The following is a 26,773-nucleotide window of genomic DNA, read 5'->3' as shown; positions in this document are numbered from 1 at the left end:
TCCTGTCCGATTCCCGGTCGAAGCGGGGTGCTTTCGAGGTTCTTCGCTTTCGCGTTTTCCCTTTCCGGCGGTTCCAACTTTACCAGACTCTTTTCCGTTCCGTTTCCGGTCCGAATTCGATTTCCGGTGGCCTGTGGAGTGGCCTTGCCTTTCGGCGGATCCGACTTTATCAGAGGTTCTGAGTCGGAATTCCCGCCCCGTCGGGGAGGCTCCGGCGCACTAGTGCGCGCGGTGCTTCCCGGTCGAGCGGAGCCGTAAACGTACTGGAGCGGGGCGCCCCGATGCAAATCGAGGGGCCCCGCTCCCGTACGGGCTGGTCAGGCGGATCAGACCTCGACGACGACCGGGAGGATCATCGGGCGCCGGCGGTAGGTGTCGGAGACCCACTTGCCTACGACCCGGCGGACCATCTGCTGGAGCTGGTGCGGCTCCATCACGCCGTCCTGGGCCGACTTGTCCAGGGCTTCCTGGATCTTCGGGGTGACCCCGACGAAGGCGTTGTCGTCGATGCCGGAGCCCCGGGCCTGGATGTGGGGGCCGCCCACGATCTTGCCGGAGGAGCTGTCGACCACGATGAAGACCGAGATGATGCCCTCGTCGCCGAGGATGCGGCGGTCCTTGAGGGAGGTCTCGGTGACATCGCCGACGGAGAGGCCGTCGACGTACACGTATCCGGCCTGGACCTTGCCGACGATCTTGGCCTTGCCGTCGATCAGGTCGACGACCACGCCGTCCTCGGCGATGACGATGTGGTCCTTGGGCACGCCCGTGAGGGCTCCTAGCTCGGCGTTGGCCCGCAGGTGGCGCCATTCGCCGTGGACCGGCATCAGGTTCTTCGGCTTGCAGATGTTGTAGAAGTACAGCAGCTCACCGGCCGAGGCGTGACCCGAGACGTGGACCTTGGCGTTGCCCTTGTGGACGACGTTGGCGCCCCAGCGGGTCAGGCCGTTGATCACGCGGTAGACCGCGTTCTCGTTGCCCGGGATCAGGGACGACGCGAGGATCACCGTGTCGCCCGGGACGATCCGGATCTGGTGGTCGCGGTTGGCCATCCGGGAGAGGGCGGCCATCGGCTCGCCCTGCGAGCCCGTGCAGACCAGCACGACCTCGTCGTCCGGCAGGTCGTCGAGGGTCTTGACGTCGACCACCAGGCCCGCGGGGACCTTGAGGTAGCCGAGGTCACGGGCGATACCCATGTTGCGGACCATCGAGCGGCCGACGAAGGCGACCCTGCGGCCGTACTCGTGGGCGGCGTCCAGGATCTGCTGGATGCGGTGCACATGGCTGGCGAAGCTCGCCACGATGATGCGCTTCTGCGCGTTGGCGAAGACCGTGCGCAGGACGTTGGAGATGTCCCGCTCGGGCGGTACGAAGCCGGGGACCTCGGCGTTCGTGGAGTCGGAGAGGAGGAGATCGATGCCCTCCTCGCTGAGACGCGCGAACGCGTGCAGGTCGGTGAGGCGGCCGTCCAGCGGGAGCTGGTCCATCTTGAAGTCACCGGTGGCCACGGCCATGCCCGCCGGGGTGCGGATGGCGACCGCGAGGGCGTCCGGAATCGAGTGGTTGACCGCGATGAACTCGCAGTCGAAGACGCCGATGCGCTCGCGCTGCCCCTCGGTGACTTCGAGGGTGTACGGGCGGATGCGGTGCTCCTGGAGCTTCGCCTCGATGAGCGCGAGGGTCAGCTTCGAGCCGATGAGGGGGATGTCGGGCTTCAGGCGCAGCAGGTACGGGACACCACCGATGTGGTCCTCGTGGCCGTGCGTGAGGACGATGCCCTCGATGTCGTCCAGGCGGTCCCGGATCGTGGTGAAGTCCGGCAGGATCAGGTCGATGCCCGGCTGCTCCTCCTCGGGGAAGAGGACGCCGCAGTCGACGATGAGCAGGCGGCCGCCGTACTCGAAGACCGTCATGTTGCGGCCGATCTCGCCCAGGCCGCCGAGCGGGGTGACCCGCAGGGCGCCCTTCGGGAGCTTCGGGGGGGTACCGAGTTCAGGGTGCGGATGGCTCAAAAGACTCTCCTTAACCACACGCGCCACGTACCGCTGAGGCACGTGGCGCGCATGTCATTCGTGCACTTGCTGTTGTCTGGGGGCGTGCTCTTTGCGAGGTGCCTCGCTCGTTCTCTTCATTCAGTTGTGAAGTCTGTGGTTACAGCTGTACCCCGCCGGCGGCCAGGTCGATCTTGAGCTGGGCCGTCTCCTGGGCGGTGAGTTCCACCAGGGGCAGCCGCAGCGGTCCGGCCGGGAGGCCCTGGAGCGTCAGTGCGGCCTTGGTGGTGATCACGCCCTGGGTGCGGAACATGCCGGTGAAGACCGGGAGCAGCTTCTGGTGGATCTCGGTGGCCTTCTGCACGTCACCGCTCAGGTGGGCCTCGATCAGCGCCCGCAGGTCCGGGGTGACCACGTGGCCGACGACGGAGACGAAGCCGACGGCGCCGACCGAGAGGAGTGGGAGGTTGAGCATGTCGTCGCCGGAGTACCAGGCGAGGCCGGACTGGGCGATGGCCCAGCTGGCGCGGCCCAGGTCGCCCTTGGCGTCCTTGTTGGCGACGATCCGCGGATGGTCGGCCAGCCGTACGAGGGTCTCGGTGTCGATCGGGACGCCGCTGCGGCCCGGGATGTCGTACAGCATCACCGGCAGGCCGGTGGAGTCGGCGATGGCCGTGAAGTGGCGCAGGAGACCCTCCTGCGGCGGCTTGTTGTAGTACGGCGTGACGGCGAGGAGTCCGTGGGCGCCGGTGCGCTCGGCGGTGCGGGCGAGGTCGACGCTGTGGCGGGTGTCATTGGTGCCGATGCCGGCGACGACGTGCGCCCGGTCTCCTACCGCTTCGAGCACCGCCCGTACGAGCTGGTCCTTCTCCGCGTCACTGGTGGTCGGAGACTCACCGGTGGTGCCGTTGACGATCAGTCCGTCGTTGCCTGCGTCCACCAGATGGGCGGCGAGCCGCTGGGCGCCGTCGAGGTCGAGAGCGCCGTCCGCCGTCAAGGGCGTGACCATAGCGGTGAGGACCCGCCCGAAGGGGGTCTGCGGAGTGGAGATCGGAGCCATGGGTAACACGCTACTCGCTGCTCAGCGCGTGGTCCCCCCTCGGGGGGACGGGGAAGAGGAGCCCGGCACTGCCTGCTCGGGGGTTCAAGCAGTGCCGGGTCCGTTTGATCAGCCTAGATGAACTTCTCGAAACGCCGCAATACGGACACCGCCTACGGGGCTACCCGTCCATTTTTGTTGAAGGCCGCATGTGTGAGCGGCATGAGCCGCGCCCAGTGGGCTTCCATCTGCTCGCCGACCATCTCGATCTCGCGCTGCGGGAAGGAAGGCACCTTCGCCAGCTCGTGCTGGGTACGCAGGCCGAGGAAGTGCATCAGGGAGCGCGCGTTGCACGTGGCGTACATCGACGAGAAGAGGCCGACCGGGAGGACCGCGCGGGCGACCTCGCGGGCCACGCCGGTGGCGAGCATCTCCTGGTACGCCTCGTAGGAGGCCCGGTAGGACTCCTCCATGGCGCGGGTGGTCAGGCCGTACTGCTCCTCGGTGCCCTCGACGAACTCGTACTTGCCCGGGCGGCCCTGCTGGACCAGCTTGCGGGAGGTGCCGGGGACGTAGAAGACCGGCTCCAGCTCCCGGTAGCGGCCCGATTCCTCGTTGTAGGACCAGCCCACGCGGTGCCGCATGAACTCACGGAAGACGAAGATCGGGGCGCTGATGAAGAAGGTCATCGAGTTGTGCTCGAACGGGCTGCCGTGCCGGTCCCGCATGAGGTAGTTGATGAGCCCCTTGGAGCGCTCCGGGTCCTTGGTGACCTCTTCCAGCGACTGTTCGCCGGCGGTGGAGACCCGGGCGGCGAACAGGACGTCCGCGTCGCCCGCGGCGCTTTTCACCAGGTCGACGGTGACATCGCTACGGAAGCGGGGCTTTGCGGGTTCGGGGGTGTCGGTCACCGGCGGGGGTCCTTCCAATGGCGTCGCTCGGGCGGCGACCACTTTACGGGCCGGGTGGGTGACGCATGCACGAGGAGGTGCCGGGCAGCCGTTCGTGGAGTCCTTCGAACGTTACGGCGATTCGGGGCACCGATCGGGCCTTTCGTGCGTCTGACTCAGTAGCAGCACCCGTCACTGAGATCAAGGAGAGTTTCCTCATGTTCCGCCGGCGTGAATCCGTCCCGTTCTCGTTCGTCGCCGACGCCGACCGATTCCGCAGTAATGTCACTCCGCCTCCCTCCGCCCGCGCCAGCGTTCCCGAGTTGCTGGGGCGCTCCCTCATCGGGCTGACCGTGGTCGCCGGGCTCGTGGGCTCGCTGCTGCTGGGTCTTCCGGCGCTCGACTCCGGGCAGTCCGCCTCGCACGGCAAGCAGTCCGAGGCGTCCCAGGGCCGCTGAGTACCTCCCCGGGCCGTGAGCTACTCGTACGGACCCCCTGGGGTGGTCGGGCCGGGGGCGGCCTCGGTAGCCTCACCGGGCACAGCAATCGAGCGTGCTTGTGAGTGAGGATGAGTCGTGCCCCTGCCCTTTCTGACGGCCGACCGCGCATTCGACGCGAGCGCGGAGGACGTCGCGCTGCCGTTCGACGACCACGACAGCTGGCGGCGTCCCTACCGCCCCGGCCCGTGGCGGGTCGCGGCTGCGGCCACCCTGTTGTTGCTGGCCTCGTTCGTTCTGCTCGCGGCCATGATCATCGGTGTCACCGGAGGGCTTTCCGGGGCCGCGGTGTGTCTGCTGCCGGCCGGTGCGCTGATCGGTGCCGCGCTGCGGCTCCTGCGGGTCGGCGCGTGGGTGAGCCGGCACGGTGTGCGGCGCGTGGGGTTCTTCCGGACCACCACGGTGCCGTGGGGGGCCACGGCCTCCGTCCGTACGGTCCAGCAGCCCGTCAAGTTGCTGGGACTCCCCCGTACGGTGCAGGGCCAGGCGCTGGTCGTCACCCGGCAGAACGGGGAGACGCTGCCGCCGCTGGCCTCCGACCACAACGCGGACTTCCTCGGGCGTGCAGAGGCGTTCGAGCGGGCCACGGATGCGGTGGAGGCTTGGGCGGACGAGTATCGGCACGGGTGAGCCGTCGCCGTGTGTACGTGGGTGAGCCCGGGGCCGGTTGTCGGTCCCGGGCTCACCCGCGTACGGCGTGAGAGATCTCCTCAGTCGCCGGACGGGCTTGATCGGGTGCCCTCAATCGCCGGACGGGCTGGAGAGGGTGTGGACGGGCGCGAGTGCGCGGGCGCATCAGGCGGGCTGGAGGGCGCGCCCGGGCCGGAAGGTGTCGCAGGGCGCGGGTGCCTGTGCAGTGCGATCGCCCGCTGCATCGCCTTGCGAGCCCTCGGGGTGTCCCTCGCGTCCTGGTAGGCGACCGCCAGGCGGAACCAGGCGCGCCAGTCGTCCGGGGCGTCCTCCGTCTCCTCGCGGCGCTGGGTGAAGACCGCGTCGGCGGCGTCCCGGTCGATGCGGCCGGACGGGGTGCGGAGCAGGTCGTCGACCGGTAGGCCGCCCTCCGCGTCCAGCTCGGCGGCGAGCGCGTTGGCACGGCGGACGAACTGGGTGTTCTTCCAGAGGAACCAGACGCCGATCACCGGCAGGATCAGCACTGCTACGCCGAAGGTGACCGTGAGCAGCGTGCCGTGCCGGATGAGCATCAGACCGCGGCTGCCGACCAGGACGAAGTAGAAGACCAGGACGGCGGCCGTGACGATGTAGGTGATCTTCGCGCGCATGGGGGCCCAGTCAGTTCAGGTCGAGGAAGTGTTCCAGGCCGAAGGTGAGGCCGGGAGTGGTCACCACACGGCGCACACCGAGCAGGATGCCCGGCATGAAGCTGCTGTGGTGCAGGGAGTCGTGCCGGATGGTGAGGGTCTCGCCCTCGCCGCCGAGCAGCACTTCCTGGTGGGCGAGCAGTCCGCGGAGGCGGATCGCGTGGACCGGGACGCCGTCGACGTCCGCGCCGCGCGCGCCGTCCAGGGCGGTGGTGGTGGCGTCGGGCTGGGGGGCGCTGCCGGCCTTCGCGCGGGCCGCGGCGATGAGCTGGGCGGTGCGGGTGGCGGTGCCGGAGGGGGCGTCGACCTTGTTCGGGTGGTGGAGTTCGACGACCTCGACCGATTCGAAGTAGCGGGCGGCCCGCTCCGCGAACTTCATGGTCAGGACCGCGCCGATGGAGAAGTTCGGGGCGATCAGGACGCCGGTCTCCGGGGAGTTGGCCAGCCAGGTGTTCAGCTGCGCGAGCCGTTCGTCGTTCCAGCCCGTGGTGCCGACGACGGCGTGGATGCCGTGCCGGACACAGAAGTCGAGGTTGCCCATGACCGACGCGGGGGTGGTCAGCTCGACGGCGACCTGGGCGCCCGCCTCGGCGAGGGCCTCCAGCTTGTCGCCCCGGCTGAGGGCCGCCACCAGCTCCAGGTCGTCGGCGGCCTCGACGGCCCGTACGGCCTCGGAGCCGATCCGCCCCTGAGCACCGAGAACGGCTACGCGCAGCTTGCTCATCTTGTCTTCCTTAAGGGGTGCGAGCGCTTCGGGTTAGGAGACCGCTTCGTGGAGGCGGTCCGCCTGCTTGTCCTTGAGCGGGCCGATGACCGAGAGCGAGGGGCGGTGGGTGAGGAGCTCGCCCGCCACATCCCGTACGTCGTCGGGGGTGACCTCCGCGATGCGGGCCAGCATGTCGTCGACCGACATCTGCTCGCCCCAGCACAGCTCGCTCTTGCCGATGCGGTTCATCAGCGCGCCGGTGTCCTCCAGGCCGAGGACGGTGGAGCCGGAGAGCTGGCCGATCGCGCGGGTGATCTCGTCGTCGTCCAGGCCGTGGGTGGCGACCCGGTCCAGCTCGTCGCGGCAGAGCTTGAGGACGTCGTGGACCTGGTTGGGGCGGCAGCCGGCGTAGACGCCGAAGAGGCCGCAGTCGGCGAAGCCCGAGGTGTACGAGTACACGCTGTAGGCCAGGCCGCGCTTCTCCCGGACCTCCTGGAAGAGGCGCGAGCTCATGCCGCCGCCGAGGGCGGTGTTGAGAACGCCCAGCGCCCAGCGGCGCTCGTCGGTGCGGGCGAGGCCGGGCATGCCGAGGACCACGTGGGCCTGCTCGGTCTTGCGGTTCAGCAGCTCGACCTTGCCGGCGGTGCGCAGGGTGCGCGATCCCTCGCGGGGAGCCATCGGGACGGCGTCGTGACGGGAGAGGGCACCGGCGCGTTCGAAGGCCTTGCGGACCTGGCGTACGACCGTGGCGTGGTCGACGTTTCCGGCGGCGGCGACGACCAGGTGCGTGGGGTCGTAGTGCTTCTTGTAGAAGCGGGCGATCTGGCCCCGGTTCAGGGCGTTGATCGTGTCGACGGTGCCGAGGACCGGGCGGCCGAGGGGGGTGTCGCCGAGCATGGTGTGCGCGAACAGGTCGTGCACGCAGTCGCCCGGGTCGTCCTCGGTCATCGCGATCTCCTCAAGGATGACGCCGCGCTCGGCGTCGACGTCCTCGGGGGCGATCAGCGAGCCGGTCAGCATGTCGCAGACCACGTCGACGGCGAGCGGCAGGTCGGTGTCCAGGACCCGCGCGTAGTAACAGGTGTACTCCTTCGCCGTGAAGGCGTTCATCTCGCCGCCGACCGCGTCGATCGCGGAGGAGATGTCCAGGGCGGTGCGCTTGGCGGTGCCCTTGAAGAGGAGGTGTTCGAGGTAGTGGGTCGCGCCGTTCAGGGTGGGCGTCTCGTCGCGGGAGCCGACGTTCGCCCAGATGCCGAAGGTGGCGGACCGGACGGAGGGCAGGGTCTCGGTGACGATCCGCAGACCGCCGGGGAGGACGGTCCGGCGGACCGTTCCGATGCCGTTGCTGCCCTTGAGAAGCGTTTGGGTACGGGCGACGGCCCGCGCCTCCGAGGAGGTGCGGGCCGTCGCCGCGGAACTACGGGACGTCACTTGTCGGTGTCGTCCTTCGTCTCGTTCTCTTCACCCTCGACGACGGGGATGAGGGAGAGCTTGCCACGGGAGTCGATCTCGGCGATCTCGACCTGGACCTTGGAGCCGACGCCGAGCACGTCCTCGACGTTCTCCACGCGCTTGCCACCGGCGAGCTTGCGGATCTGCGAGATGTGCAGCAGGCCGTCCTTGCCCGGCATGAGCGAGACGAACGCGCCGAAGGTGGTCGTCTTGACGACCGTACCCAGGTAGCGCTCGCCGACCTCCGGCATGGTCGGGTTGGCGATCGCGTTGATCGTGGCGCGGGCGGCCTCGGCCTGCGAACCCTGCTGGGCACCGATGTAGATGGTGCCGTCGTCCTCGATCGTGATGTCGGCGCCGGTGTCCTCCTGGATCTGGTTGATCATCTTGCCCTTGGGGCCGATGACCTCACCGATCTTGTCCACCGGGATCTTGACGGTGATGATCCGCGGGGCGTTCGGGGACATCTCGTCCGGGACGTCGATGGCCTCGTTCATGACGTCCAGGATGTGCAGACGCGCGTCACGGGCCTGCTTCAGCGCGGCGGCCAGGACCGAGGCGGGGATGCCGTCGAGCTTGGTGTCGAGCTGGAGCGCGGTCACGAACTGCTTCGTACCGGCGACCTTGAAGTCCATGTCGCCGAAGGCGTCCTCCGCACCGAGGATGTCGGTGAGGGCGACGTAGTGGGTCTTGCCGTCGATCTCCTGCGAGATCAGGCCCATGGCGATACCGGCGACGGCGGCCTTGAGGGGCACACCGGCGTTCAGCAGCGACATGGTGGAGGCGCAGACCGAGCCCATGGACGTCGAGCCGTTGGAGCCCAGCGCCTCGGAGACCTGGCGGATCGCGTAGGGGAACTCCTCGCGCGAGGGGAGCACCGGCACGATGGCGCGCTCGGCGAGCGCTCCGTGGCCGATCTCGCGGCGCTTGGGCGAGCCCACGCGGCCGGTCTCGCCGACGGAGTACGGCGGGAAGTTGTAGTTGTGCATGTAGCGCTTGCGGGTCACCGGGGAGAGGGTGTCCAGCTGCTGCTCCATACGGAGCATGTTGAGGGTGGTGACGCCCAGGATCTGGGTCTCGCCACGCTCGAACAGCGCCGAGCCGTGCACGCGCGGGATGGCCTCGACCTCGGCGGCGAGCGTACGGATGTCCGTGACGCCGCGGCCGTCGATGCGGACCTTGTCCTTGATGACGCGCTCGCGGACCAACTTCTTGGTCAGCGAGCGGTACGCGGCGGAGATCTCCTTCTCGCGGCCCTCGAAGGCCGGGAGGAGCTTCTCGGCGGCGATCTCCTTGACGCGGTCGAGCTCGGCCTCGCGGTCCTGCTTGCCGGCGATGGTGAGCGCCCGCGTCAGCTCGGAGGTGACGGCCTTGGCGAGCGCGTCGAAGACGTCGTCCTGGTAGTCCAGGAAGACCGGGAACTCGCCGACCGGCTTGGCGGCCTTGGAGGCGAGGTCGGACTGGGCCTTGCAGAGCGCCTTGATGAAGGGCTTCGCGGCGTCCAGACCGGCGGCGACGATCTCCTCGGTGGGAGCCTCGGCGCCGTCCTTGACGAGCTGGATGGTCTTCTCGGTGGCCTCGGCCTCGACCATCATGATGGCGACGTCGCCGTCCTCCAGGACGCGACCGGCGACGACCATGTCGAAGACGGCGTCCTCGAGCTCGGTGTGCGTCGGGAACGCGACCCACTGGCCCTTGATCAGGGCGACGCGGGTGGCGCCGATCGGGCCGGAGAAGGGCAGGCCCGCCAGGATGGTGGAGCAGGAGGCGGCGTTGATCGCGACCACGTCGTACAGGTGGTCGGGGTTGAGCGCCATGATCGTCTCGACGATCTGGATCTCGTTGCGCAGGCCCTTCTTGAAGGAGGGGCGCAGCGGGCGGTCGATCAGGCGGCAGGTGAGGATCGCGTCCTCGGAGGGCCGGCCCTCACGGCGGAAGAAGGAGCCGGGGATCTTGCCGGCCGCGTACTGCCGCTCCTCGACGTCCACCGTGAGGGGGAAGAAGTCGAGGTTCTCCTTGGGCCGCTTGGAAGCGGTGGTGGCCGACAGCACCATGGTGTCGTCGTCCAGGTACGCGACGGCGGAGCCGGCGGCCTGCTTGGCCAGGCGGCCCGTCTCGAAGCGGATGGTGCGGGTGCCGAAGATGCCGTTGTCGATGACGGCCTCGGCGTAGTGGGTCTCGTTCTCCACTAGTGATTTCTCCATACTCGTCGTCTTTCGTCCTGCCGCCCGTATGGCGGAGGACGGTGCGGGAGAGGCGCGCCGTGTGTGCGGGCCGGTCTTCGATCGAAGCTCCCGGGCATGTTCCCGGGGGCCACTACCGAGGACCGGCGGCGGCGTCGCTGCGCCTCTCCCTCGTGTGTGCGGTGTTGCGGTGCTACAGGTGCTGCGGTGTCACAGGTGTTCCGGTGTCCAGGTTACTGAGCTTGACACCGGTCGCGCACGTACGGCAAAGGGAGCGGTCCCCTCAGACGCGGGAACCGCTCCCTCTCCACGGCGTACTTACTTGGCGCCGCCGGCCGCACCGCGGCGGATGCCGAGGCGGTCGACCAGCGCACGGAAGCGCTGGATGTCCTTCTTGGCCAGGTACTGCAGGAGGCGGCGACGCTGGCCGACCAGGATCAGCAGACCACGACGGGAGTGGTGGTCGTGCTTGTGCGTCTTGAGGTGCTCCGTCAGGTCCGAGATCCGGCGGGAGAGCATGGCGACCTGGACCTCGGGGGATCCGGTGTCACCCTCCTTCTGGGCGAACTCGGACATGATCTGCTTCTTCGTAGCGGCGTCGAGCGGCACGCGTACTCCTCTTGGTGTTCGAAGCGCCCACGAGTGCCCCTGGTCTTGATCTCAGGGGAGCTTCCGTGACTCGGAGGCGAAGGTCCGATGAGCGCAGTCCCCAGGATGATCCGGAGAGGCGTACACAAACGGCCACTGGCCAGAGTACCAGCCATTCGGGTCACGCCCGGACGGGCGCCTCCCGGGGCTCAGCTGGTGAGGGCCCGGATCGAACGGTAGACGTCGAAGACCGCGAGGCACAGCGGCAGCAGCGTGAGCAGGACGGCCGTCTCGGCGATCTCCAGGAAGCGGCCCCAGAACGGGGTGACCCCCTTGCGCGGCACGATCAGGCCGATGGCGGTGATCAGTGCGGCGACGCCCGCGACGGCCGCGGCGAGCCACACCGTACGGATGTCCAGTGCCGTGCCGTCCCCCCGCAGGGCGTCGCGCACCAGGGTGAGCGGCGGGTTGAGGGAGAGGCCGAGGCCGAGGAGTACGAGGGAGCCGAGGCCAGCGGCGAGGGTGCAGCCGACCTGGGCGGTGTAGCGGAACAGGTGGGCGCGCATCAGCATGGCGACCCCGGTGGCCAGGGCGAGCAGCTGGCCCCAGACGTTGTCCGAGAAGCCCAGCACCGCGGCGGCGGCCACGGCCACCAGCGCGCAGCCGCCGACCATGCCGAGGAGCAGCTCGTGGCCCCGGCGCGCCTGGGCGGCGATCCGTACGGCGTCGACCGGGCCCTGGGGCGCGGGGTCGGAGGTGCCGTAGTCGCCGACCGCGGAGCGGGGCGGTTCGAAGCCGATGGGGAGGCGGGCGAAGCGGGTGGAGAGGCCGGGCAGGAAGGCCAGGGCGCCCACGGCGAAGGGGGCGCAGGCGGCGGCGGCCTCGGTGGGCTTCAGCTCCGCCGTGATGGCGATGAAGGTGACCATGAGGCCGGTGGCGCCGGCGAAGACGAACGCGACGAACGGGCCGTCGCCGCCGGGCGCGGTGATCATGAGGATGACCGCGACCACCAGGACGGCGGCGCAGGCGAGCAGGAACTGCAGCCGGCCCACGCCCTGCCCCGCGCTGAGCGAGAGCAGCCCGGAGCCGGCCACCGCGGCGTTCACCATCGCGCCGGTGCCCAGCGCGATGGACGAGCCCCGGTCGTCGTAGACCCGTGCGCGTACGCAGGCGAGGGCGAGCAGGAGTACGGCGGCGACGGCGGCCAGGATGCCCGGCAGCCCGTGCATGTCGTGCCGGGGGTCGGCCGTCCACAGGACGAAGCCCAGCAGGCTCAGCAGGACGGACCCGCCGAAGAGACCGGCGCCGCGCATGAGGGAGTCGCCCCAGAGCGCGCGGTCCTTGGCCACGGCGGTGGCGACGGCGTCGGAGACGTCGTCGAAGACGGCGGGCGGCAGCGACTCGGAGAAGGGCCGCAGGGAGAGCAGCTCGCCGTCGAGGATGCGGTGGCCGGCCAGCGTGCGGGCGCCGTCCAGGACGGTGCCGTCGCGGCGTACGAGGTGGTAGCCGACGGGGGCGCCCGGGGCGGGGCTCTGTCCGGAGAGCCGGAGGATCTCGGGGTAGAGGTCGGCGACGGGTACGTCCTCGGGCAGGGCCACGTCGACCCGGCTGTCGGGTGCCACGACCGTGACCCGGCAGAAGCCGGTGCCGTTGCCGGACGCGACCCCGTGACTCGGCCGGCCGGCCGTGGTGGCTGCCGTTTGGGCCGTCATGGTCACCTGCTGCTCCCCCTGTGTGTGGACTTCGCCTGTTGCTGCGGACCGCTGTGGACTTCGTCCGTTGCCGTGGACCGCTGTGGACTTCGCCTGCTGCTGCGGACTTCGCCTGCTGCTGTGGACTTCGCCTGCTGCTCTTCTGCCGGAAACGTCCTTGAGGACACAGATCTCGCGCTGCGTCCCGAATGACCGTCTTTTTGCGCTAGTTAGCGGATGCGCATACGCACCGCGACACCCTACCGCCATGGGGCCCCCGCTCCGCCAGTAGGATCCATCCCGCGGATGGAGCCCGTCGCCACGGGGGCGCCGATAGGAACACTTCCGTCCGGCAAGGGAATTGGTGAGCTGTGAGCCAGATCGTCGTCAAGCGCCCACCGCGGGCCCTGCCCTCCGAAGTACCGGTCGAGCAGGTGCAGTTGCAACCTCCGCCGGAGCTGCCCCGGGGCCAGCAGGAGGGCATGCTCATGCAGCTCCTGCCGATGCTGGGCATGGGTGGTTCGGTCGTCTTCTTCTTCATGACGCCGAACCCGATCATGCGGATCATGGGCGTGATCATGATCGCCTCCACGGTGGCCATGGCCATCGCCATGATGGTGCGTTTCCGGCGGGGCACCCAGGGTCAGCTCGCGGACATGCGGCGGGACTACCTGAAGTACCTGACGCAGACCCGGCGCACGGTGGTGAAGACCGCGCGCAAACAGCGTGACGCGCAGTTCTATCTGCACCCCTCACCCGAGCAGCTGTGGGCGCTGGTCGCCGAGGGCAGCCGGGTGTGGGAGCGGCGGGTCGCCGACGCCGACTTCGCGCAGGTGCGCATCGGGCTGGGCAGCCAGGAGCTGGCCACCCCGCTCGTCGCGCCCGAGACGGCACCGGTCGATGAGCTGGAACCGCTGACCGCCGGGGCGATGCAGCAGTTCCTGACGACGCACTCCACGCTGGACGGCCTGCCCATGGCCGTCTCGCTGCGGGCGTTCTACCACCTGACGATCAGCGGCCACGCGGACTCCGCCCGCTCCTCCGCGCGGGCGATGGTCGGCGCTCTGGCCTCGCTGCACTCCCCCGAGGACCTGGTGATCGGGATCGCCACGGGCGCCGAGGCGGCCCCGCAGTGGGAGTGGGCGAAGTGGCTCCCCCACGTACAGGACACGGGTTCGGTCGACGGGGCCGGCAGCCGGCGCCTGATCACCACCGGAGTCCTGGAGCTCGAACAACAGCTGGCGGCCCGTCTGGACGGCCGCCCCCGCTTCCAGCCCGGCGGTCAGCCGCTCCTGGAGCAGCCGCACGTCGTCGTGGTCCTGGACGGCGAGTCGGTGCCTGCGATGTCGGTGCTCGCCTCGGCCGAGGGGTTGCAGGGCGTGACGGTCATCGAGGTCGTACCGGGCGAGGTGCAGGGGGCGCGCGGCGGCCTCTCCGTCGTGGTGCAGCCGCAATCGCTGCAGCTGGAGTCGGGGCAGGGGCTCGTCTACGAGGGAGCGCCCGACCTGTTGAGTTACGAGGCGGCGGAGGCGCTGGCCCGTCAGCTGGCCCCGTTGCACATGGCGACGGGCGGGGACGACGACGAGCCGCTGCTGGCCAACCTGGAGTTCACCGATCTGCTGAACCTGGGGGACGCGGCCTCCATCGAGGTCAGCCGGACCTGGCGCCCCCGCTCCCAGGCCGAGCGGCTGCGCGTACCGATCGGTGTCGGTGAGGGCGGCGCGCCGGTGATGCTGGACCTCAAGGAGGCGGCGCAGGAGGGCATGGGCCCGCACGGGCTATGCGTGGGCGCCACGGGTTCCGGAAAGTCGGAGCTGCTGCGCACGCTGGTGCTCGGCCTCGCCGTCACCCACACCTCGGAGACGCTCAACTTCGTCCTCGCGGACTTCAAGGGCGGTGCGACCTTCGCCGGGATGGCGCAGATGCCCCACGTGGCCGCGGTGATCACCAACCTCGCGGACGACCTGACGCTGGTGGACCGCATGGGCGACTCCATCCGCGGTGAGCTCAACCGCCGTCAGGAGATGCTGCGCGACGCGGGCAACTACGCCAACATCCACGACTACGAGAAGGCGCGCTCGGCGGGTGCGCCGCTGCAGCCCATCCCCTCGCTCGTGCTGGTCATCGACGAGTTCAGCGAGCTGCTGACGGCGAAGCCCGACTTCATCGACATGTTCGTGCAGATCGGACGCATCGGCCGGTCGCTGGGCGTCCATCTGCTGCTGGCGTCGCAGCGCCTGGAGGAGGGGCGGCTGCGCGGTCTGGAGACGTACCTCTCGTACCGGATCGGTCTGCGCACCTTCTCGGCGGCCGAGTCCCGGGCGGCCATCGGGGTGCCCGACGCGTACCACCTGCCCAATGTGCCCGGTTCCGGGCTGCTCAAGTTCGGTACGGAGGAGATGGTGCGGTTCAAGGCCGCGTACGTGTCCGGGGTGTACCGCTCGGGGGGACAGGCCGTCGAGCCCGGCGGCCCGTTGCCGGTGGACCGCAGGCCGGTTCCGTTCACGGCGGCGCCGGTGCCGGTGCGGTACGTGCAGCCGCGCCGGCAGGCGGGGGCCGGGGTGCCGGACCAGCGGGCGGGCGAGGACGACGCGCTGGCGGACACGGTGCTCGACGTGATCGTGCGGCGGCTGGAGGGGCGGGGGGCCTCGGCGCACCAGGTGTGGCTGCCGCCGCTGGACAACCCGCCGACGCTGGACGAGATCCTGCCGGGGCTCTCACCCGTACCGGGGCGCGGGCTGACGCAGCCCGGGTTCGAGGGTGCGGGACGGCTCGTCGTACCCCTGGGCGTCATCGACAAGCCGTTCGAGCAGCGGCGCGACACGCTCTACCGGGACTTCTCGGGGGCGGCCGGCCACATGCAGATCACCGGTGGTCCGCAGTCCGGCAAGTCGACCCTGCTCCGTACCCTCATCGCGGGCTTCGCGCTCACGCACACCCCGCAGGAAGTCCAGTTCTACGGGCTCGACTTCGGCGGCGGCGGCATGTCGTCCATCGCGGGCCTCCCGCACGTCGGCGGGGTCGCCTCCCGACTGGATCCCGAGCGGGTACGCCGTACGGTCGCCGAGGTGTACGGCATCCTGTCGCGGCGCGAGGAGTACTTCCGCAGCGCCGGCATCGACTCCATCGCCACCTTCCGCCGGATGCGGGCGCGCGGCGAGATCTCGGTGACGGACCAGCCGTGGGGTGACGTCTTCCTGATCATCGATGGCTGGGGCAACTTCCGTACGGACTACGAGGCGCTGGAGAACGCCGCCGTCGACATCGCGGCGCGGGGCCTCGGTTACGGCATCCACCTGATCGTGACCGCGTCACGGTCCATGGAGGTCCGGGCCAGCCTGAAGGACCATCTGATGAACCGCCTGGAGCTGCGGCTCGGCGACGTCATGGACTCCGAGCTGGACCGCAAGGTCGCGGTCAACGTGCCCGCCGGGGTGCCGGGGCGCGGGCTGACGCCGGAGAAGCTTCACTTCATGGCGGCGGTGCCGCGGATCGACGGCATCAACTCCGACAGCGACCTGTCCGAGGCGACGGCCGCCATGAACCAGGAGGTGTCCCGGCACTGGACGGCGGCGCCCGCCCCGCAGGTGCGTCTGCTACCGCGCTCCCTGCCGGCGAGCGAACTGCCGGCGGGCTACGCGGTCCCGGAGCGCGGTATCGCCTTCGGCATCGACGAGAACAACCTCGCGCCGGTCTTCGTCGACTTCGACCACGACCCGTTCTTCCTGATCTTCGGAGAGAGCGAGTCCGGCAAGTCCAACCTGCTGCGGCTGGTCATCAAGCAGCTCACCGAGCGGTACGACGGCGACAGCTGCAAGCTCTTCGTCATCGACAACCGGCGCTCCCTGCTGGATGTGACCCCGGCGTCACACCTGGCGGAGTACATCCCCATGTCCAACAACATGGACCACCACATGGTCGCGCTGCACGACCTCATGCAGCGCCGCACTCCGTCCGCCGATGTCACGGCCCAGGAGTTGCGGGACCGCAGCTGGTGGCGCGGCCCGACGGTCTACGTGGTCATCGACGACTTCGACCTGGTCTCCACGTCGAGCGGCAACCCGCTCTCCTCCCTCACCGAACTGCTCCCGTTCGCGCGGGACGTGGGCGTCCGGTTCATCATCGCCCGCAACACGGCGGGGGCCAGCCGGGCCCTGTACGACCCGTTCCTCCAGCGCATGACCGAGCTGGGCGCGCAGGGCGTGCTGCTGTCGGGCGACCCGACGGAGGGCGACATCCTCGGCGGCGTACGACCGCGCCCGATGCCGGCGGGACGGGGCATCTTCATCACTCGGCGGCGGGGGAACCCGTTGGTGCAGACGGGGTTGATGGCTGGGGGCCAGTAGGCCGGGACGCTGCTGGGGGTGGCTGGGGGTGCGGGGTGGGTATGTGGTCCGCCCCCACCCTCGGCAGCCGTCCAGCGCAGGCGTTCGGCGGCGGACATGCGTCAGGGTGGACACCTCCCGCGCGTGTCCACCCTGACGTGCTGTCCTGATGTGCTGTGTGTGCTGTGTGTGCTTGCAGCGTGTGCCCTGCCGGATGGGCCGGATCGACCGGATTCAGGCCGGATCGGCTGTCGGCCGGAGCGGACTAGAGGAAGTTCGCCGCCGCCCGCTTGTCGCCGCTGCGGTAGGCCGTCTCCGCGTCGCGCACGGCGCGAGCGATCTGGGAGAGGTTCTCCCGGATGCCCGTGGCGTCGGCGTCCCAGCGCTTCTGCGCATCGCGGTAGGCCGTCTTGGCTTCGCCCTCCCACAGTTCCGAAACCGAGGCGATCATCGACTTGATCGCTCGGAGGTCCTGGTCGAGCTGCTTGGCCTGACGGTCGATCGACGCGGCCGCGAGATCGAGGCTGGCATAAGTGACGACCGTCGTACCGTCGTTGTTGGCCATGTGGTCCTCCTTCAGTCGAGTTGGGGAATACCGGTCAGAAGTTGTTCAGGTTCGAGGTCCGGGCCGTGGCCGCGGCGTCACCGGAGTAACCACCGACGACGTCCACGCCCATGAGAGCCGCCCGGATGTCGTCCTCGGTGTTGCCCGAGATGGTGCGGGCGGCCTTGATGGCCTCCTGGAAGCGGAGCAGCTCGTTGCCGATGCTGACCATCCGCTTGTTGACCTCGCCCTGCTTCGCGTTGAACTCGCCGGCCCCGATGCCCTTCCAGGCACCTTCCAGGCTGTCGATCGTCGCGTGCAGCTGCCGGAGCTGGCCCTTCACCGATTCGAACCTCTCGGTGAGGTCGCCCTCGAGCCTGAGTAGCGCTTCAGCTGAGACCTTCTGGTCTGCCGTCATGGCTTTCCTTTCCTACCAGTTGCTTCTTGACGGCCGGCATGGCTCGCCGACCGGTACATGTGAGGAACCTGCGGTCAGGCCGCGCCGCGCCTGCGGACGACGGCGAAGACCACTCCCCCGAGGGCGGCGACGACCGCGATGCCGCCGAGGATCAGGCCGATCGGGGCACCGCCGTCCGACGCCCCGCTCTCGCCCGCGGCTACGGTCTCGTCGGCCTCGCCCGTCTTCTCGTCCTGGGCGGGCTGTTGGGAAGCGGCGGGCTCGGAGGGGGCGGAGGAGGCCGGAGAGCCGCCGGTCCGCTCCTCGGTGAGCGGGCTGATGTCCGGGTCTCCGGGGTCGCCCTTGCCCTTGAGGATGTTCATCGCGGGGCGGATGAGGCCGTGGCCGAGGTATTTGCTGAGAGTGCCCTTCTCCCAGTCCCTTCCGGCCGTGTCGAAGAGGACGTTGAGAACCTGGTTCGCGGTCCAGTCGGGGTGGGCGGACCAGACCAGGGCGGCGGAGGCGGAGGCGATGGCGGTGGCGGAGCTGGTTCCGCCATCGCCATCGCAGTAACGCTGGAAGGAATTGTCACACCACCGCGGAGTCTCTTGTCCGGGAGCAGCGAGGTCTACTGTATTCCCGCTCTGCGAGTACTTCGCTACCTTTCCCTGCTTATCCGCCGAAGCGACACCTACCACCTGGGGATAAGCTGCCGGATACTCTTCCCTGTTGCGCCCTTGAGCATCATTCCCCACCGGAGCGAAAACAAGCTTGCCTTTCGCCTCGGCATACTTTACCGCCTCGCGCTCCTGCTGCGTCGAATACGGGCTACCGAACGACATGCTGATGATCTTCGCTTCACTGTCTGCAGCGGCTCGAATAGCGTCAGCCCAGTCGTGAACATTAGAGGAATGCTTCTTCTGAAAGTCACTGCTCCCGATACGCATCGGGATGATCTTCACGCCCGGAGCGAGACCCTTGATTCCGCCGCCCTTGCCCGTTCCAGCGATCAATTCAGCCATCGTTGTGCCGTGACCGCTGTAGTCGTCGTTCTCGTCCCCCTCCGCCCCCGTCGCGTCGAATCCCTTGAGAGTCTGCCCCTGCAGAGATTGCGTGTCCGAGTTGACACCCGAGTCAATGACAGCAAGCTTGATGCCTTTGCCCGTTGTGACCTTCCACATTTCCTCGGCCTGCATAGCGCTCAGGTACCACTGCTTGGACTCTGCGTCTGCAGCCGCAGCAGGCTGGGCCGCTCCGATCAAGACCAAGCTCCACGAGGCTGCCACCGCCAGTGCGCCAAGTACACGCTGCTGGGGCCGACGCATTCCTGCTGACATCCCGACTTCCGAACCTTCCTGGGGCTGCTACTCGACCACCGGCGGCACGGCTCCGCGCCGTCGAACCGCCCATGTCTCTTCGTCTTCCGTCAGGTAATCCGGACGAGCTGACCCGGTGTTCTCGTCGTCCTCTCGTTCCGACTGCCGTCGACCGGCAGGGCCACGGACGAGGCCTGCACCACCAGACGTGAAGCCTTTCGAACCGGAGCCCGCCGTACCTCGAGGGGCACCGACTACTCCACTGGCCCCCGAAACGGGAGCGCCACGCTGGCCTGAGCGGGGGGAGCTGCCACTCGCGCCGGGTCCGCCGATCACCGTTCCTCGCGGCACCCCACGGGCCCCGCCGGTCCCCGCCGTCCCAGCGGTGGCCCGCTGCGGTGTGCCGCCCACGATGCCGTTGCCCTGCCCCGTACGCGAACTGCCTGCTGCCGTTGTGCCGCCGTGGGCGGCCGTGGGGCGGCCGCCCATCACACCGGACTGCCCGGCCGCAGGCGACTGCGGACTGCCGACGGAACGCCCGGGAGCTGACGGCCCGCCAGTCATCGGGCTCGGGCGCCCTACAGGCGTGCCAGCGGCTCCAGCGGCAGGGGAGCGCCCACCTACTGACGCCACCTTGCCCAGACCTCCACCGACTTGGCCGACGGACCGAGGCGCACCCGGTGATCCCGTGAACCGCGACGAGGTAGCAGAGACCGGGTTTCCGAAACCGGCCGACAAGGGCGGCGTCGGAACGTTCGTCGGTCCTGAGCCGCTGCTGACCGACGGAGCAGGCGGAGAGCTGGTGAGCGCCGTCGGAGTGGTCGGGGTCGTGACGCTGTTGATCTCCGTCGACGTACTGTCGTCCAGGACAGGCGCCAAGCCGAGGCCTTCGTCCCGAGCGCGACTGTTGCCCGAAGTCACAGCGCCCGGCTCTCCTATGGTTGCGCGCTCTGGAACGCCTCGTGCCGCACCGACGCCCGAAAGGTCATCAGAACCCGCCGATGAACTGCTTGACGAGGTGGGATATCTCTCCGCTCCCTCCGGCTTGGGCATATTGACGCCAAGCTTCATGTCGAACAGCGGCGGTTCCTGCCCCGCAAGCACCTCCTCCGACACCGCGTAGTACGACGCCAGCCGGTTGACCTGGTTGATGGCCTCCTGGCGGTTCTTCTCCACCGCGAGGGCCGCCGCGTACTCCGGGTTGGTCTCGGTCCGGGCCGGGAGCAGGATGTCGTCCGGGTTCTTCTGGATCATTCGGCTGTCGCGCGGCGGCATGGCGCTCCGTACCGACGCCAGGCCGGTGCCGGCCACCGTGATCTGGGTGCCCGCCGCGTCCGCGAAGTCGCCGAGCTTCGTGGCGTGGGCGACCAGGCCCTTGCCCCAGTTACGGAAGGCTTCGCCGGACTCGCCCTGCCAGTCGACCCCGTCGATGTGGTCGCCCAGTTCCTTCGCCGCGCTCCGGATGGCGTCCCTGGCCTTCCAGAGCGCCTCGCCCGCGTTCTCCAGGTCCGCCGGGTTGGAGTTCTCCACCAGGTCGATGATGGCGTTGAGCTCGTGTCCCTCGAACGAGGTACGGCCTGCGGTGCTCCCGCCGCCGAGGGAGAAGAGGCTCATGACCTCTTTCACCCGCTCCGTCACGTCGGTGACGACGAGCTGGGAGCTGACGCGTCCCTCGTCCTGCTTGTGCTGTTCGGCCGGGGTCAGTACCGGCTGCTTCTCGTCGCTCATTCCGTCCCCCACCCGGATCCGGACCGGTCCTCGTCACTGCGCTGCTTCTGCTTGATGGCTTCCGCTCGCTCCCGGTCCATCCGTGTCTGGATCTCGTGGAAGCGCCGCCTGGTCTCGTCGTCCACGTTGTCGAAGCCGACCGCCGCCGCGTGCACGCCCAGGCTCAGGTACTCGATCTGGTCGCCCAGCGACCGGGAGAGTGAGACCAGGGACTCGTGTACGCGGTTGTACTGGGTGTAGAGGCCGTCCGCCTCGGCGAAGCGGGCGTTCGGGCCGCTCAAGGAGGCGCGGGACACCGTCTGGGCCGCCACCTTCGACTTGCCGGCCGCCGAGCCCTCGAGGTCCGTGAGCAGGGCGTCCACCCGCTTCTTGAATGTCTCCAGCGCCCCTACTCCGCGCCTGAGGTCACCCGTACCACCGCCTGGACCGGTCACAATGCCGTCCTCCCCGTTCTGCATCCCCGTTTGCTCGGATCGTGCCGCGTTGCTATCGCACCGATGCGATCCGAGCCCATCTCATCCAGCAACTCTAGTCACTGCGTGGCGCCGGGCCAATTGGGTTGGCGGCCACGTGACTTGTCTCATGCGTCAGCCGCCGCTCCGTCCCGTCAGCCGCCACCGCCAGCCGCCTCGCGCGGCGCCTCATGTCCCGTACGGCCACTGCCGCGCCGGCGATCGCGGCCACCAGGACGCCGCCGCCCACGACGACGTACGTGGCGAGGCGGGCGTTGCGTTCCTCCGCCGTTTCGCCCAGGCGGAGCGGGGCCAGGGTGGGCGCTTCGCCTTTGCTCATGCCCTCGCCGGCGACCGGGCGGTCGATGGGCTTGTCGTCCTCGGTCAGGGCGCGGACCGGATCGACGACGCCCCAGCCGACCAGCCGGTCGTGGCCCGCCACGGAGCGCTCCGCCGTCTGCTGGATCTGGGCGACGATCTGCTCCTGCGTCCAGTCGCGGTGCTTGGCCCTGATGAGGGCCGCGACTCCGGCGACGTACGGGGCGGAGAAGCTGGTGCCGTTGTCGGCGCAGTGTCCGCCGCCGGGGACCGTGGAGATCATGTCCACGCCGGGGGCGGCGACGCCGACGAACTCGCCGGACTGGGAGAAGTAGGCGCGTTCGTTGTTCCGGTCCGAGGCGGCGACGGCGAGGACGCCTTCGTACGAAGCGGGGTAGGTCCGCTTCACGTTGCCGCCCAGACCGTCGTTGCCCGCCGAGGCGACGACCACGATCTCCTTGGCCAGGGCGTGGTCGACCGCCTGCCTCAGGGCCGGTGTCGGCTCGACGGCGTTGGCGGTGTCCTGGGAGATGTTGATGACGTCGGCCTTCGCCTTGTCGACGGCGTGGCGGATGGCGGTGGCCAGGGTGTCCGCGGTTCCGTTGCCGTCGGCGTCGTTCTGCTGGATCGGGATGATCGTCGCGTCCGGGGCGAGGCCGGTGAAGCCCGTGCCCTTCGCCTCGCGCGCGGCGATGATGCCGGCGACCTTGGTGCCGTGGCCCACCGTGTCGGTGGTGCCGTTCTCCTTGCCGCGTTCGAGCTTTCTGCCGTCCTCGCCCTTGAGGTCCTTCGGCAGCAGGTTGATGCCCGACCCGGCGTCCACGGCGCGGGTGAGCTGGGGGTTCTTCACGTCGACGCCGGTGTCGATGACCGCCACCCGTACGCCTTTCCCGGTGGACTGCTTCCACAGCTCGTCCATGAGGACGCGCTGCAACGACCAAGGGCGGCCCGGGTACTTCTTCCCGCCGAACGTGCACTGGGTCGTGTCGTCGGCGGCGGCCGGTGGGATCGGCAGGGCGACGAGCAGCACCGCGGTGGCCGCCGCTGTCGTCAGCAGGCGCCTGGTAGCAGACGCCGGAGACCGCGGGGGTGGGGGCGTGGGGCGCGTCATCTGCGTACCGCTCCTCACGAACCCTGCGGCTGGCTCGCCGCGCCGGTGGAGAGCCGGGGGCCCGTCGGCAGGAAGGTGGACCAGGCGGCCGGGACCGGCGTGGGGTCGACGTCCTTGTAGCCGAGCAGGTTCTGGGCCTGCCGCGCCTCCTGTTGGCGCGCCTGCCTCTCCTTCTCGGAGCCCGATTCGCCGATGCCGGAGTCGTCCTGCCCGCTGTCGCTGTTGGACTGCATCGCGTAGCGCAGTCCGGTGTCGGTGACCAGGAAGAGGAAGCCGACGTCGGTCCTGGAGCCCTTGAACTGGCGGAAGAACTCGCCGGATCCGGGGGTGACGTAGGCGCTGGAGGAGCCGGTGGGGAGAGTCGCGGGGAAGCTCGTACCCACCCAGGTGGACAGGGTGGTGGAGCCGTTGTCGGCGTCGACGTCGCGCAGGACGTTGCACACGGTGTTCCGGCTTCCCTTCGTGACGTCCGGGGAGTTGACGGGCTTGGGCTCGTGGACGGGCCAGTCCTGTTCCGCGCCGAAGGCCCGGCCCGGCGAGAACGCGGCGGCGCTCACCAGTTTCTTCTGGCCGGCCTGACCGAGCGTGGCCAGGTCGCGGCTGCTGAGCAGGAGCTTGGCGATGAAGTCGGAGACGGGGGCGACCCTGTCGGGCAGGACGACGTACTGCTGGGTCCTGGTTCCGGCGGTGGCGGCCAGAACCATGCCGACCCTGTTCGCGTCGGTGTCCAGGCTGCCCGGGATGTTCGCGGGGTCGCCCGGGTTGCCGTCCAGGCTCGGGAAGGTGATCCGGTCGCCCCGGTGCAGCGTCGCGAGCCATGCGGCGGAGACCCGCTGGGGCTCGGAGTTCTGGTCGACCAGGGTGCGCAGCAGCAGTTCGTCGTCGGGGACGGGGTACGCCTTGCCCGTGGCGTCCACGAGGTAGCGGGTCCGGTCGGGGCCCTCGACGTACATCACCTCGCCACCGCGCAGCCTCGCCTTGCCCTCGGTCTTCTCCTCCTCGCGCTCGGCGAGGACGAAGGCCGCCTTCTGGATGGCCCGGCCGCCTTCGCCGGGCCGCTCGCAGACGGCCCAGCGCTTGGCGGCTCCGGCGTCCTTGGGGTCGGGCAGCCGGTCGGGGGCGTACGGGATGCCGAGCGTCGCGCCGTGCGGGATGGTGCCGTTGTCCAGGACCGATTCGTCGACGTTGACGACCTTGCCCTTGTCCTGGGCGAGCAGGAGCTTGGCCGAGGACATGTTCAGGACGGGGTGGAGCTGTTTCTTGCCGTCGGTCTTCAACACCACGTACCGGGTGGTGGACTTGCTGGCGATGATGACGTTCTCGTTGGCGACGTCCCAGCCCTTGGGGGCCACCGGCTTGAACATGCCCCAGGCGCCGAATACGGCCAGGACGACGACACCGATGATCGCTCCCGGCACGACCGCGCGCAGGGGGCGGGGTGCGCCCTCCTCGGAACCGCTCGGGTTGGGTTGCAGGAACTGTGCGATCAACCTCCGCTTCGCAAAGGTGTAGGCGTTGAGCTCATCCCGCCGTGATGCCATGTTCCGCTGCCCCTTCTCCCCGATGGTCGACCAGGGTGCCACACCCACCGTCGGCCCCTGGTGTCGCACCGGGCCCCTACTATGCCCCCAGGGGCTCGGCCCCCACTGCTCAGGTAGGGTGACCACCCGGTCAACACCCGTGCGGAAAACGGTGAATACGGACACGAGGGGGCAACGCGGCAATGGGTGCAGCTACGCGAGAGCGTACCGGGCGGCCGGGTCGCCGAACCCCCGGTCCTTCCCGTCGGCAACGCAGCAACGAGCCGGCCGCCACCGCCCCCGCCTCTGCGTCGAACGCCGCCGCGACGGGCGCTCCCGCGGCCACGACGCTGCGCGCCACCACGCGGACCGGCCGGACGCGGCCCCTGCAGCGGCGACTGGTGATCATCGAGGCGGCGCTGGCGGTGGCCGCGGTGGGTGCGGCGCTCGGTGGTGCGTGGCTGGTGCCCGCCGGCGTGCTCGTGGTGCTGCTGGTGCTGCTCGCGGTGGTACGCCGCCGGGGCCGCGCGCTCCAGGACTGGCTGTCGGGCGCCCTCACCCTCAAGGCCCGGCGGCGGGCGGCGACCGCGCCGGGCGGCGACGCGGAGCCGATGCTGGCCCCGGTCGCGGAGAACGTGCCCGGGTTCGGCCCGCACATCTACGTCGACCGGGACCACCGCACGGTGGGCATGCTCGGGGACGGCACCTTCCTGACCGCCGCGGTGCGGGTGGAGGCGAGCGGTGAGGCGCTGCGGCCCGCGTTCGGCGCCCGCTCGCTCCCGCTGTCGCTGCTGGGCGACGCCCTCCAGGTCGACGACATCGCCCTGGAATCGGCGCAGTTGGTGCAGCAGGTACGGGCGGCTCCGGCCCCGCACCTGCCGCAGCAGTCGGTGGCCCGCCTCTCCTACGGGCCGCTCCAGGACAAGACCGGGGCACCCGCGCTGCGGATGACCTGGGTCGCGGTGAAGCTGGATCCGGAGCTGTGCCGGGAGGCCATCGAGGCGCGGGGCGGCGGGATCGAGGGGGCCCAGCGCTGCCTGGTGCGGGTCGCGGACCATGTGGCGAGCCGGATCACGGGGGCCGGGTTCCGGGCCGTGGTGCTGGACCAGGACGAGCTGAACTCGGCCGTCGCCACGTCCGCCTGTGCCAACCCCCTGCTGTCGGGCCGCGCCGGACGTCCGGACGCGGCGCCTCAGCGGCGCACGATGGAGACCTCGCGGGTCTGGCGGTGCGACGACCGGTGGCACACCACGTACGCCGTCGACCGCTGGCCCGAGTTGGGCCGGGGGGCGACGCCGCTCCCGCAGCTGGTCGCACTGCTGACGTCGGTCCCCGCGTACGCCACGACGTTCAGCCTCACCGTCCGGCGGGGCGCCCGGCAGGGAGAGACGAGCGTGAGCGGCCATGTCCGGGTGACCGGCGGCTCGGACACCGAACTGGTGGGCGTACGAAGGACGTTGGAGCAGGCCGCCCGGCATGCCAAGGTGGGTCTGGCGCGGCTGGACCGCGAACAGCTGCCGGGTGTGCTGGCGACGCTCCCGCTGGGAGGAGCCCAGTGAGGAGTGGATCGAGGAGAGGCGGAGCAGCGGTGGCGGGCGGCGTGCGGGAGCCGATCGGGGCCAGGCGCGGACTGCTCGGCCCCCGCCACGCGGGCCACACCGTGCCCACCGACCACTTGGGCGCCCTGTCGCTTCCGGTCGGTGACGACGGCGTGATCATCGGTGACGACGCGGAGGGACGCCCGCAGCTGATCGGGTTCCACCGGCCGGTCCCGTACGACGTCACACTGATCGGCGGCCTGTGGACGGCGCAGGTGCTGGCGCTGCGCGCCGCCGGAACGGGTGCCCGGGTGGCGGTCGAGACCGGACGCGTCCAGGCCTGGACCACACTGGCGCAGGCGGCGGGCGCCGGGCTGGAGTGCGTCTCCCTGTACGACGTGGGGCGGGTCCCGCCGACCGGTGCGACGGTCGGCAGCCCCGTGGTGGTCATCCGCGACTGCGGCATGCGACCGCCCCGCGGCCGGGTGATCTCCTCTCCCTGGCAGTCCGTGTTGACGCTGCTCCCCTATCTCAGCCCTGTGGCACCCCGGTTGATGCGTTCCTCCGCGCTCGTGGGCATCCAGCGGGTCTCGCCCGACGAGGCGCGGCAGATCGGCCGGATCCTGGGGCTGGCACCGGCCGAGAGCGAGGCGCTGCCGACGTTGGCGGACGGCGTGACGCTCTGGGTGGCGGGGCGCGAGCGCCACTGGGTGATGACGAGCGCGACGGACGCGGAGAGCGGTCTGCTGGGCACAGCTCGCCGGATGGACTGATTCCTCTCCCGTTCGCACCCCACGCGCCGCTCCCACCGGGGAGCATGGACCACGCAACGACACCGTTCGATCGGAAGGGACGCCGGCATGGGCACCCAGCAGGAAAAGGACGAGCTCTACGCTCTGGACATCTCGGGCGTGGAGTGGCTGAGCGCGCCCGGCACGGAGGACGTCGAGGAGCGGGTGGAGATCGCGCATCTGCCCGGGGGTGCGGTCGCCATGCGCTCCTCCCTCGACCCGGACACCGTCCTGCGGTACACCGAGGCGGAGTGGCGGGCGTTCGTCCTGGGCGCCCGCGACGGTGAGTTCGACCTCAAGTAGACGCCGGACGCGGTACGAGGGTGGTCGCCCGGCCGGGCGGCCACCCTCGTACCGTTCTTCGCCCGCGATACGGC

At 69.9% G+C, this 26,773-nt stretch carries 22 protein-coding genes; 6 read left to right on the top strand and 16 right to left on the bottom strand.

What is annotated here, in order from left to right; all coding sequences use genetic code 11:
- Positions 1-326 precede the first annotated feature (326 nt).
- From ACIQAK_RS27100 to thyX, 3 genes are all read right to left on the bottom strand, one after another.
- Complete coding sequence (locus ACIQAK_RS27100; protein ID WP_030569288.1) at positions 327-2,012, bottom strand: ribonuclease J; 1,686 nt, start codon at positions 2,010-2,012, stop codon at positions 327-329.
- Between the two features lie 139 nt (positions 2,013-2,151).
- On the bottom strand, positions 2,152-3,051 hold the full coding sequence (gene dapA, locus ACIQAK_RS27095) for a 4-hydroxy-tetrahydrodipicolinate synthase (protein WP_366387788.1): 900 nt from the start codon (positions 3,049-3,051) through the stop codon (positions 2,152-2,154).
- Positions 3,052-3,203: 152 nt separating this feature from the next.
- Positions 3,204-3,941: an FAD-dependent thymidylate synthase gene (thyX, locus tag ACIQAK_RS27090; RefSeq protein ID WP_366387787.1), complete on the bottom strand. Its 738-nt coding sequence runs from the start codon at positions 3,939-3,941 to the stop codon at positions 3,204-3,206.
- 197 nt (positions 3,942-4,138) lie between these two features.
- Here thyX and ACIQAK_RS27085 point away from each other — a divergent pair, with 197 nt between their 5' ends.
- Positions 4,139-4,378 carry a hypothetical protein gene (locus ACIQAK_RS27085; RefSeq protein WP_366387786.1) on the top strand — a complete coding sequence of 80 codons (240 nt, stop codon included), beginning with the start codon at positions 4,139-4,141 and terminating at the stop codon, positions 4,376-4,378.
- Positions 4,379-4,495: 117 nt separating this feature from the next.
- Positions 4,496-5,047 (top strand): PH domain-containing protein, encoded by a 552-nt coding sequence (locus ACIQAK_RS27080; RefSeq protein WP_366387785.1) that lies wholly within the window; start codon positions 4,496-4,498, stop codon positions 5,045-5,047.
- 80 nt (positions 5,048-5,127) lie between these two features.
- Here the strand turns inward: ACIQAK_RS27080 and ACIQAK_RS27075 are convergent, their stop codons facing one another.
- The 6 genes from ACIQAK_RS27075 to eccD all read right to left on the bottom strand — a co-directional run bounded on the left by ACIQAK_RS27075 (position 5,128) and on the right by eccD (position 12,377).
- Entirely contained in the window at positions 5,128-5,697 is a 570-nt protein-coding gene (locus ACIQAK_RS27075; RefSeq protein WP_366387784.1) for a tetratricopeptide repeat protein, read from the bottom strand.
- A 10-nt stretch (positions 5,698-5,707) separates the two neighbouring features.
- On the bottom strand, positions 5,708-6,460 hold the full coding sequence (dapB, locus tag ACIQAK_RS27070; protein WP_366387783.1) for a 4-hydroxy-tetrahydrodipicolinate reductase: 753 nt from the start codon (positions 6,458-6,460) through the stop codon (positions 5,708-5,710).
- 33 nt (positions 6,461-6,493) lie between these two features.
- Positions 6,494-7,873 (bottom strand): pitrilysin family protein, encoded by a 1,380-nt coding sequence (locus tag ACIQAK_RS27065; RefSeq protein WP_366387782.1) that lies wholly within the window; start codon positions 7,871-7,873, stop codon positions 6,494-6,496.
- Positions 7,870-10,083 carry a polyribonucleotide nucleotidyltransferase gene (locus ACIQAK_RS27060; protein ID WP_366387833.1) on the bottom strand — a complete coding sequence of 738 codons (2,214 nt, stop codon included), beginning with the start codon at positions 10,081-10,083 and terminating at the stop codon, positions 7,870-7,872. The genes ACIQAK_RS27065 and ACIQAK_RS27060 overlap by 4 nt, the downstream gene beginning before the upstream one ends.
- A gap of 312 nt (positions 10,084-10,395) precedes the next feature.
- The gene (rpsO, locus tag ACIQAK_RS27055) at positions 10,396-10,686 is read right to left on the bottom strand and encodes a 30S ribosomal protein S15 (RefSeq protein ID WP_003965855.1); all 291 of its coding nucleotides are present in this window, start codon (positions 10,684-10,686) and stop codon (positions 10,396-10,398) included.
- A gap of 188 nt (positions 10,687-10,874) precedes the next feature.
- Entirely contained in the window at positions 10,875-12,377 is a 1,503-nt protein-coding gene (eccD, locus tag ACIQAK_RS27050) for a type VII secretion integral membrane protein EccD (RefSeq protein WP_366387781.1), read from the bottom strand.
- Positions 12,378-12,727: 350 nt separating this feature from the next.
- Between eccD and eccCa the strand changes: the two genes are divergently transcribed.
- Positions 12,728-16,702 (top strand): type VII secretion protein EccCa, encoded by a 3,975-nt coding sequence (gene eccCa, locus ACIQAK_RS27045; protein WP_366387780.1) that lies wholly within the window; start codon positions 12,728-12,730, stop codon positions 16,700-16,702.
- 244 nt (positions 16,703-16,946) lie between these two features.
- Here the strand turns inward: eccCa and ACIQAK_RS27040 are convergent, their stop codons facing one another.
- The 7 genes from ACIQAK_RS27040 to eccB form a co-directional block, all read right to left on the bottom strand.
- Positions 16,947-17,246 (bottom strand): WXG100 family type VII secretion target, encoded by a 300-nt coding sequence (locus ACIQAK_RS27040; RefSeq protein ID WP_366387779.1) that lies wholly within the window; start codon positions 17,244-17,246, stop codon positions 16,947-16,949.
- Between the two features lie 34 nt (positions 17,247-17,280).
- Positions 17,281-17,643 carry a WXG100 family type VII secretion target gene (locus tag ACIQAK_RS27035; RefSeq protein WP_366387778.1) on the bottom strand — a complete coding sequence of 121 codons (363 nt, stop codon included), beginning with the start codon at positions 17,641-17,643 and terminating at the stop codon, positions 17,281-17,283.
- 74 nt (positions 17,644-17,717) lie between these two features.
- Positions 17,718-18,959: a S8 family serine peptidase gene (locus tag ACIQAK_RS27030; RefSeq protein ID WP_366387777.1), complete on the bottom strand. Its 1,242-nt coding sequence runs from the start codon at positions 18,957-18,959 to the stop codon at positions 17,718-17,720.
- A 27-nt stretch (positions 18,960-18,986) separates the two neighbouring features.
- Positions 18,987-20,666, bottom strand: a complete 1,680-nt coding sequence (locus ACIQAK_RS27025; RefSeq protein WP_366387776.1) for a hypothetical protein — start codon at positions 20,664-20,666, stop codon at positions 18,987-18,989.
- Positions 20,663-21,124, bottom strand: coding sequence for a hypothetical protein (locus ACIQAK_RS27020; protein ID WP_366387775.1), 462 nt, complete (start codon positions 21,122-21,124; stop codon positions 20,663-20,665). The genes ACIQAK_RS27025 and ACIQAK_RS27020 overlap by 4 nt, the downstream gene beginning before the upstream one ends.
- 70 nt (positions 21,125-21,194) lie before the next feature.
- Positions 21,195-22,547: a type VII secretion-associated serine protease mycosin gene (gene mycP, locus ACIQAK_RS27015; protein WP_366387774.1), complete on the bottom strand. Its 1,353-nt coding sequence runs from the start codon at positions 22,545-22,547 to the stop codon at positions 21,195-21,197.
- Positions 22,548-22,561: 14 nt separating this feature from the next.
- The gene (gene eccB / locus ACIQAK_RS27010) at positions 22,562-24,088 is read right to left on the bottom strand and encodes a type VII secretion protein EccB (protein ID WP_366387773.1); all 1,527 of its coding nucleotides are present in this window, start codon (positions 24,086-24,088) and stop codon (positions 22,562-22,564) included.
- A 182-nt stretch (positions 24,089-24,270) separates the two neighbouring features.
- Between eccB and eccE the strand changes: the two genes are divergently transcribed.
- From eccE to ACIQAK_RS26995, 3 genes are all read left to right on the top strand, one after another.
- Positions 24,271-25,626 carry a type VII secretion protein EccE gene (gene eccE, locus ACIQAK_RS27005; RefSeq protein ID WP_366387772.1) on the top strand — a complete coding sequence of 452 codons (1,356 nt, stop codon included), beginning with the start codon at positions 24,271-24,273 and terminating at the stop codon, positions 25,624-25,626.
- 41 nt (positions 25,627-25,667) lie between these two features.
- Positions 25,668-26,378 carry a hypothetical protein gene (locus ACIQAK_RS27000; protein WP_366387771.1) on the top strand — a complete coding sequence of 237 codons (711 nt, stop codon included), beginning with the start codon at positions 25,668-25,670 and terminating at the stop codon, positions 26,376-26,378.
- Positions 26,379-26,465: 87 nt separating this feature from the next.
- Positions 26,466-26,699, top strand: a complete 234-nt coding sequence (locus tag ACIQAK_RS26995; RefSeq protein WP_015611831.1) for a DUF397 domain-containing protein — start codon at positions 26,466-26,468, stop codon at positions 26,697-26,699.
- Positions 26,700-26,773: the final 74 nt, after the last annotated feature.

The sequence above is a fragment of the Streptomyces sp. NPDC088706 genome, assembly GCF_044752765.1.
Lineage (GTDB): Bacteria > Actinomycetota > Actinomycetes > Streptomycetales > Streptomycetaceae > Streptomyces.
This window is presented reverse-complemented; position numbering and strand designations above follow the sequence as displayed.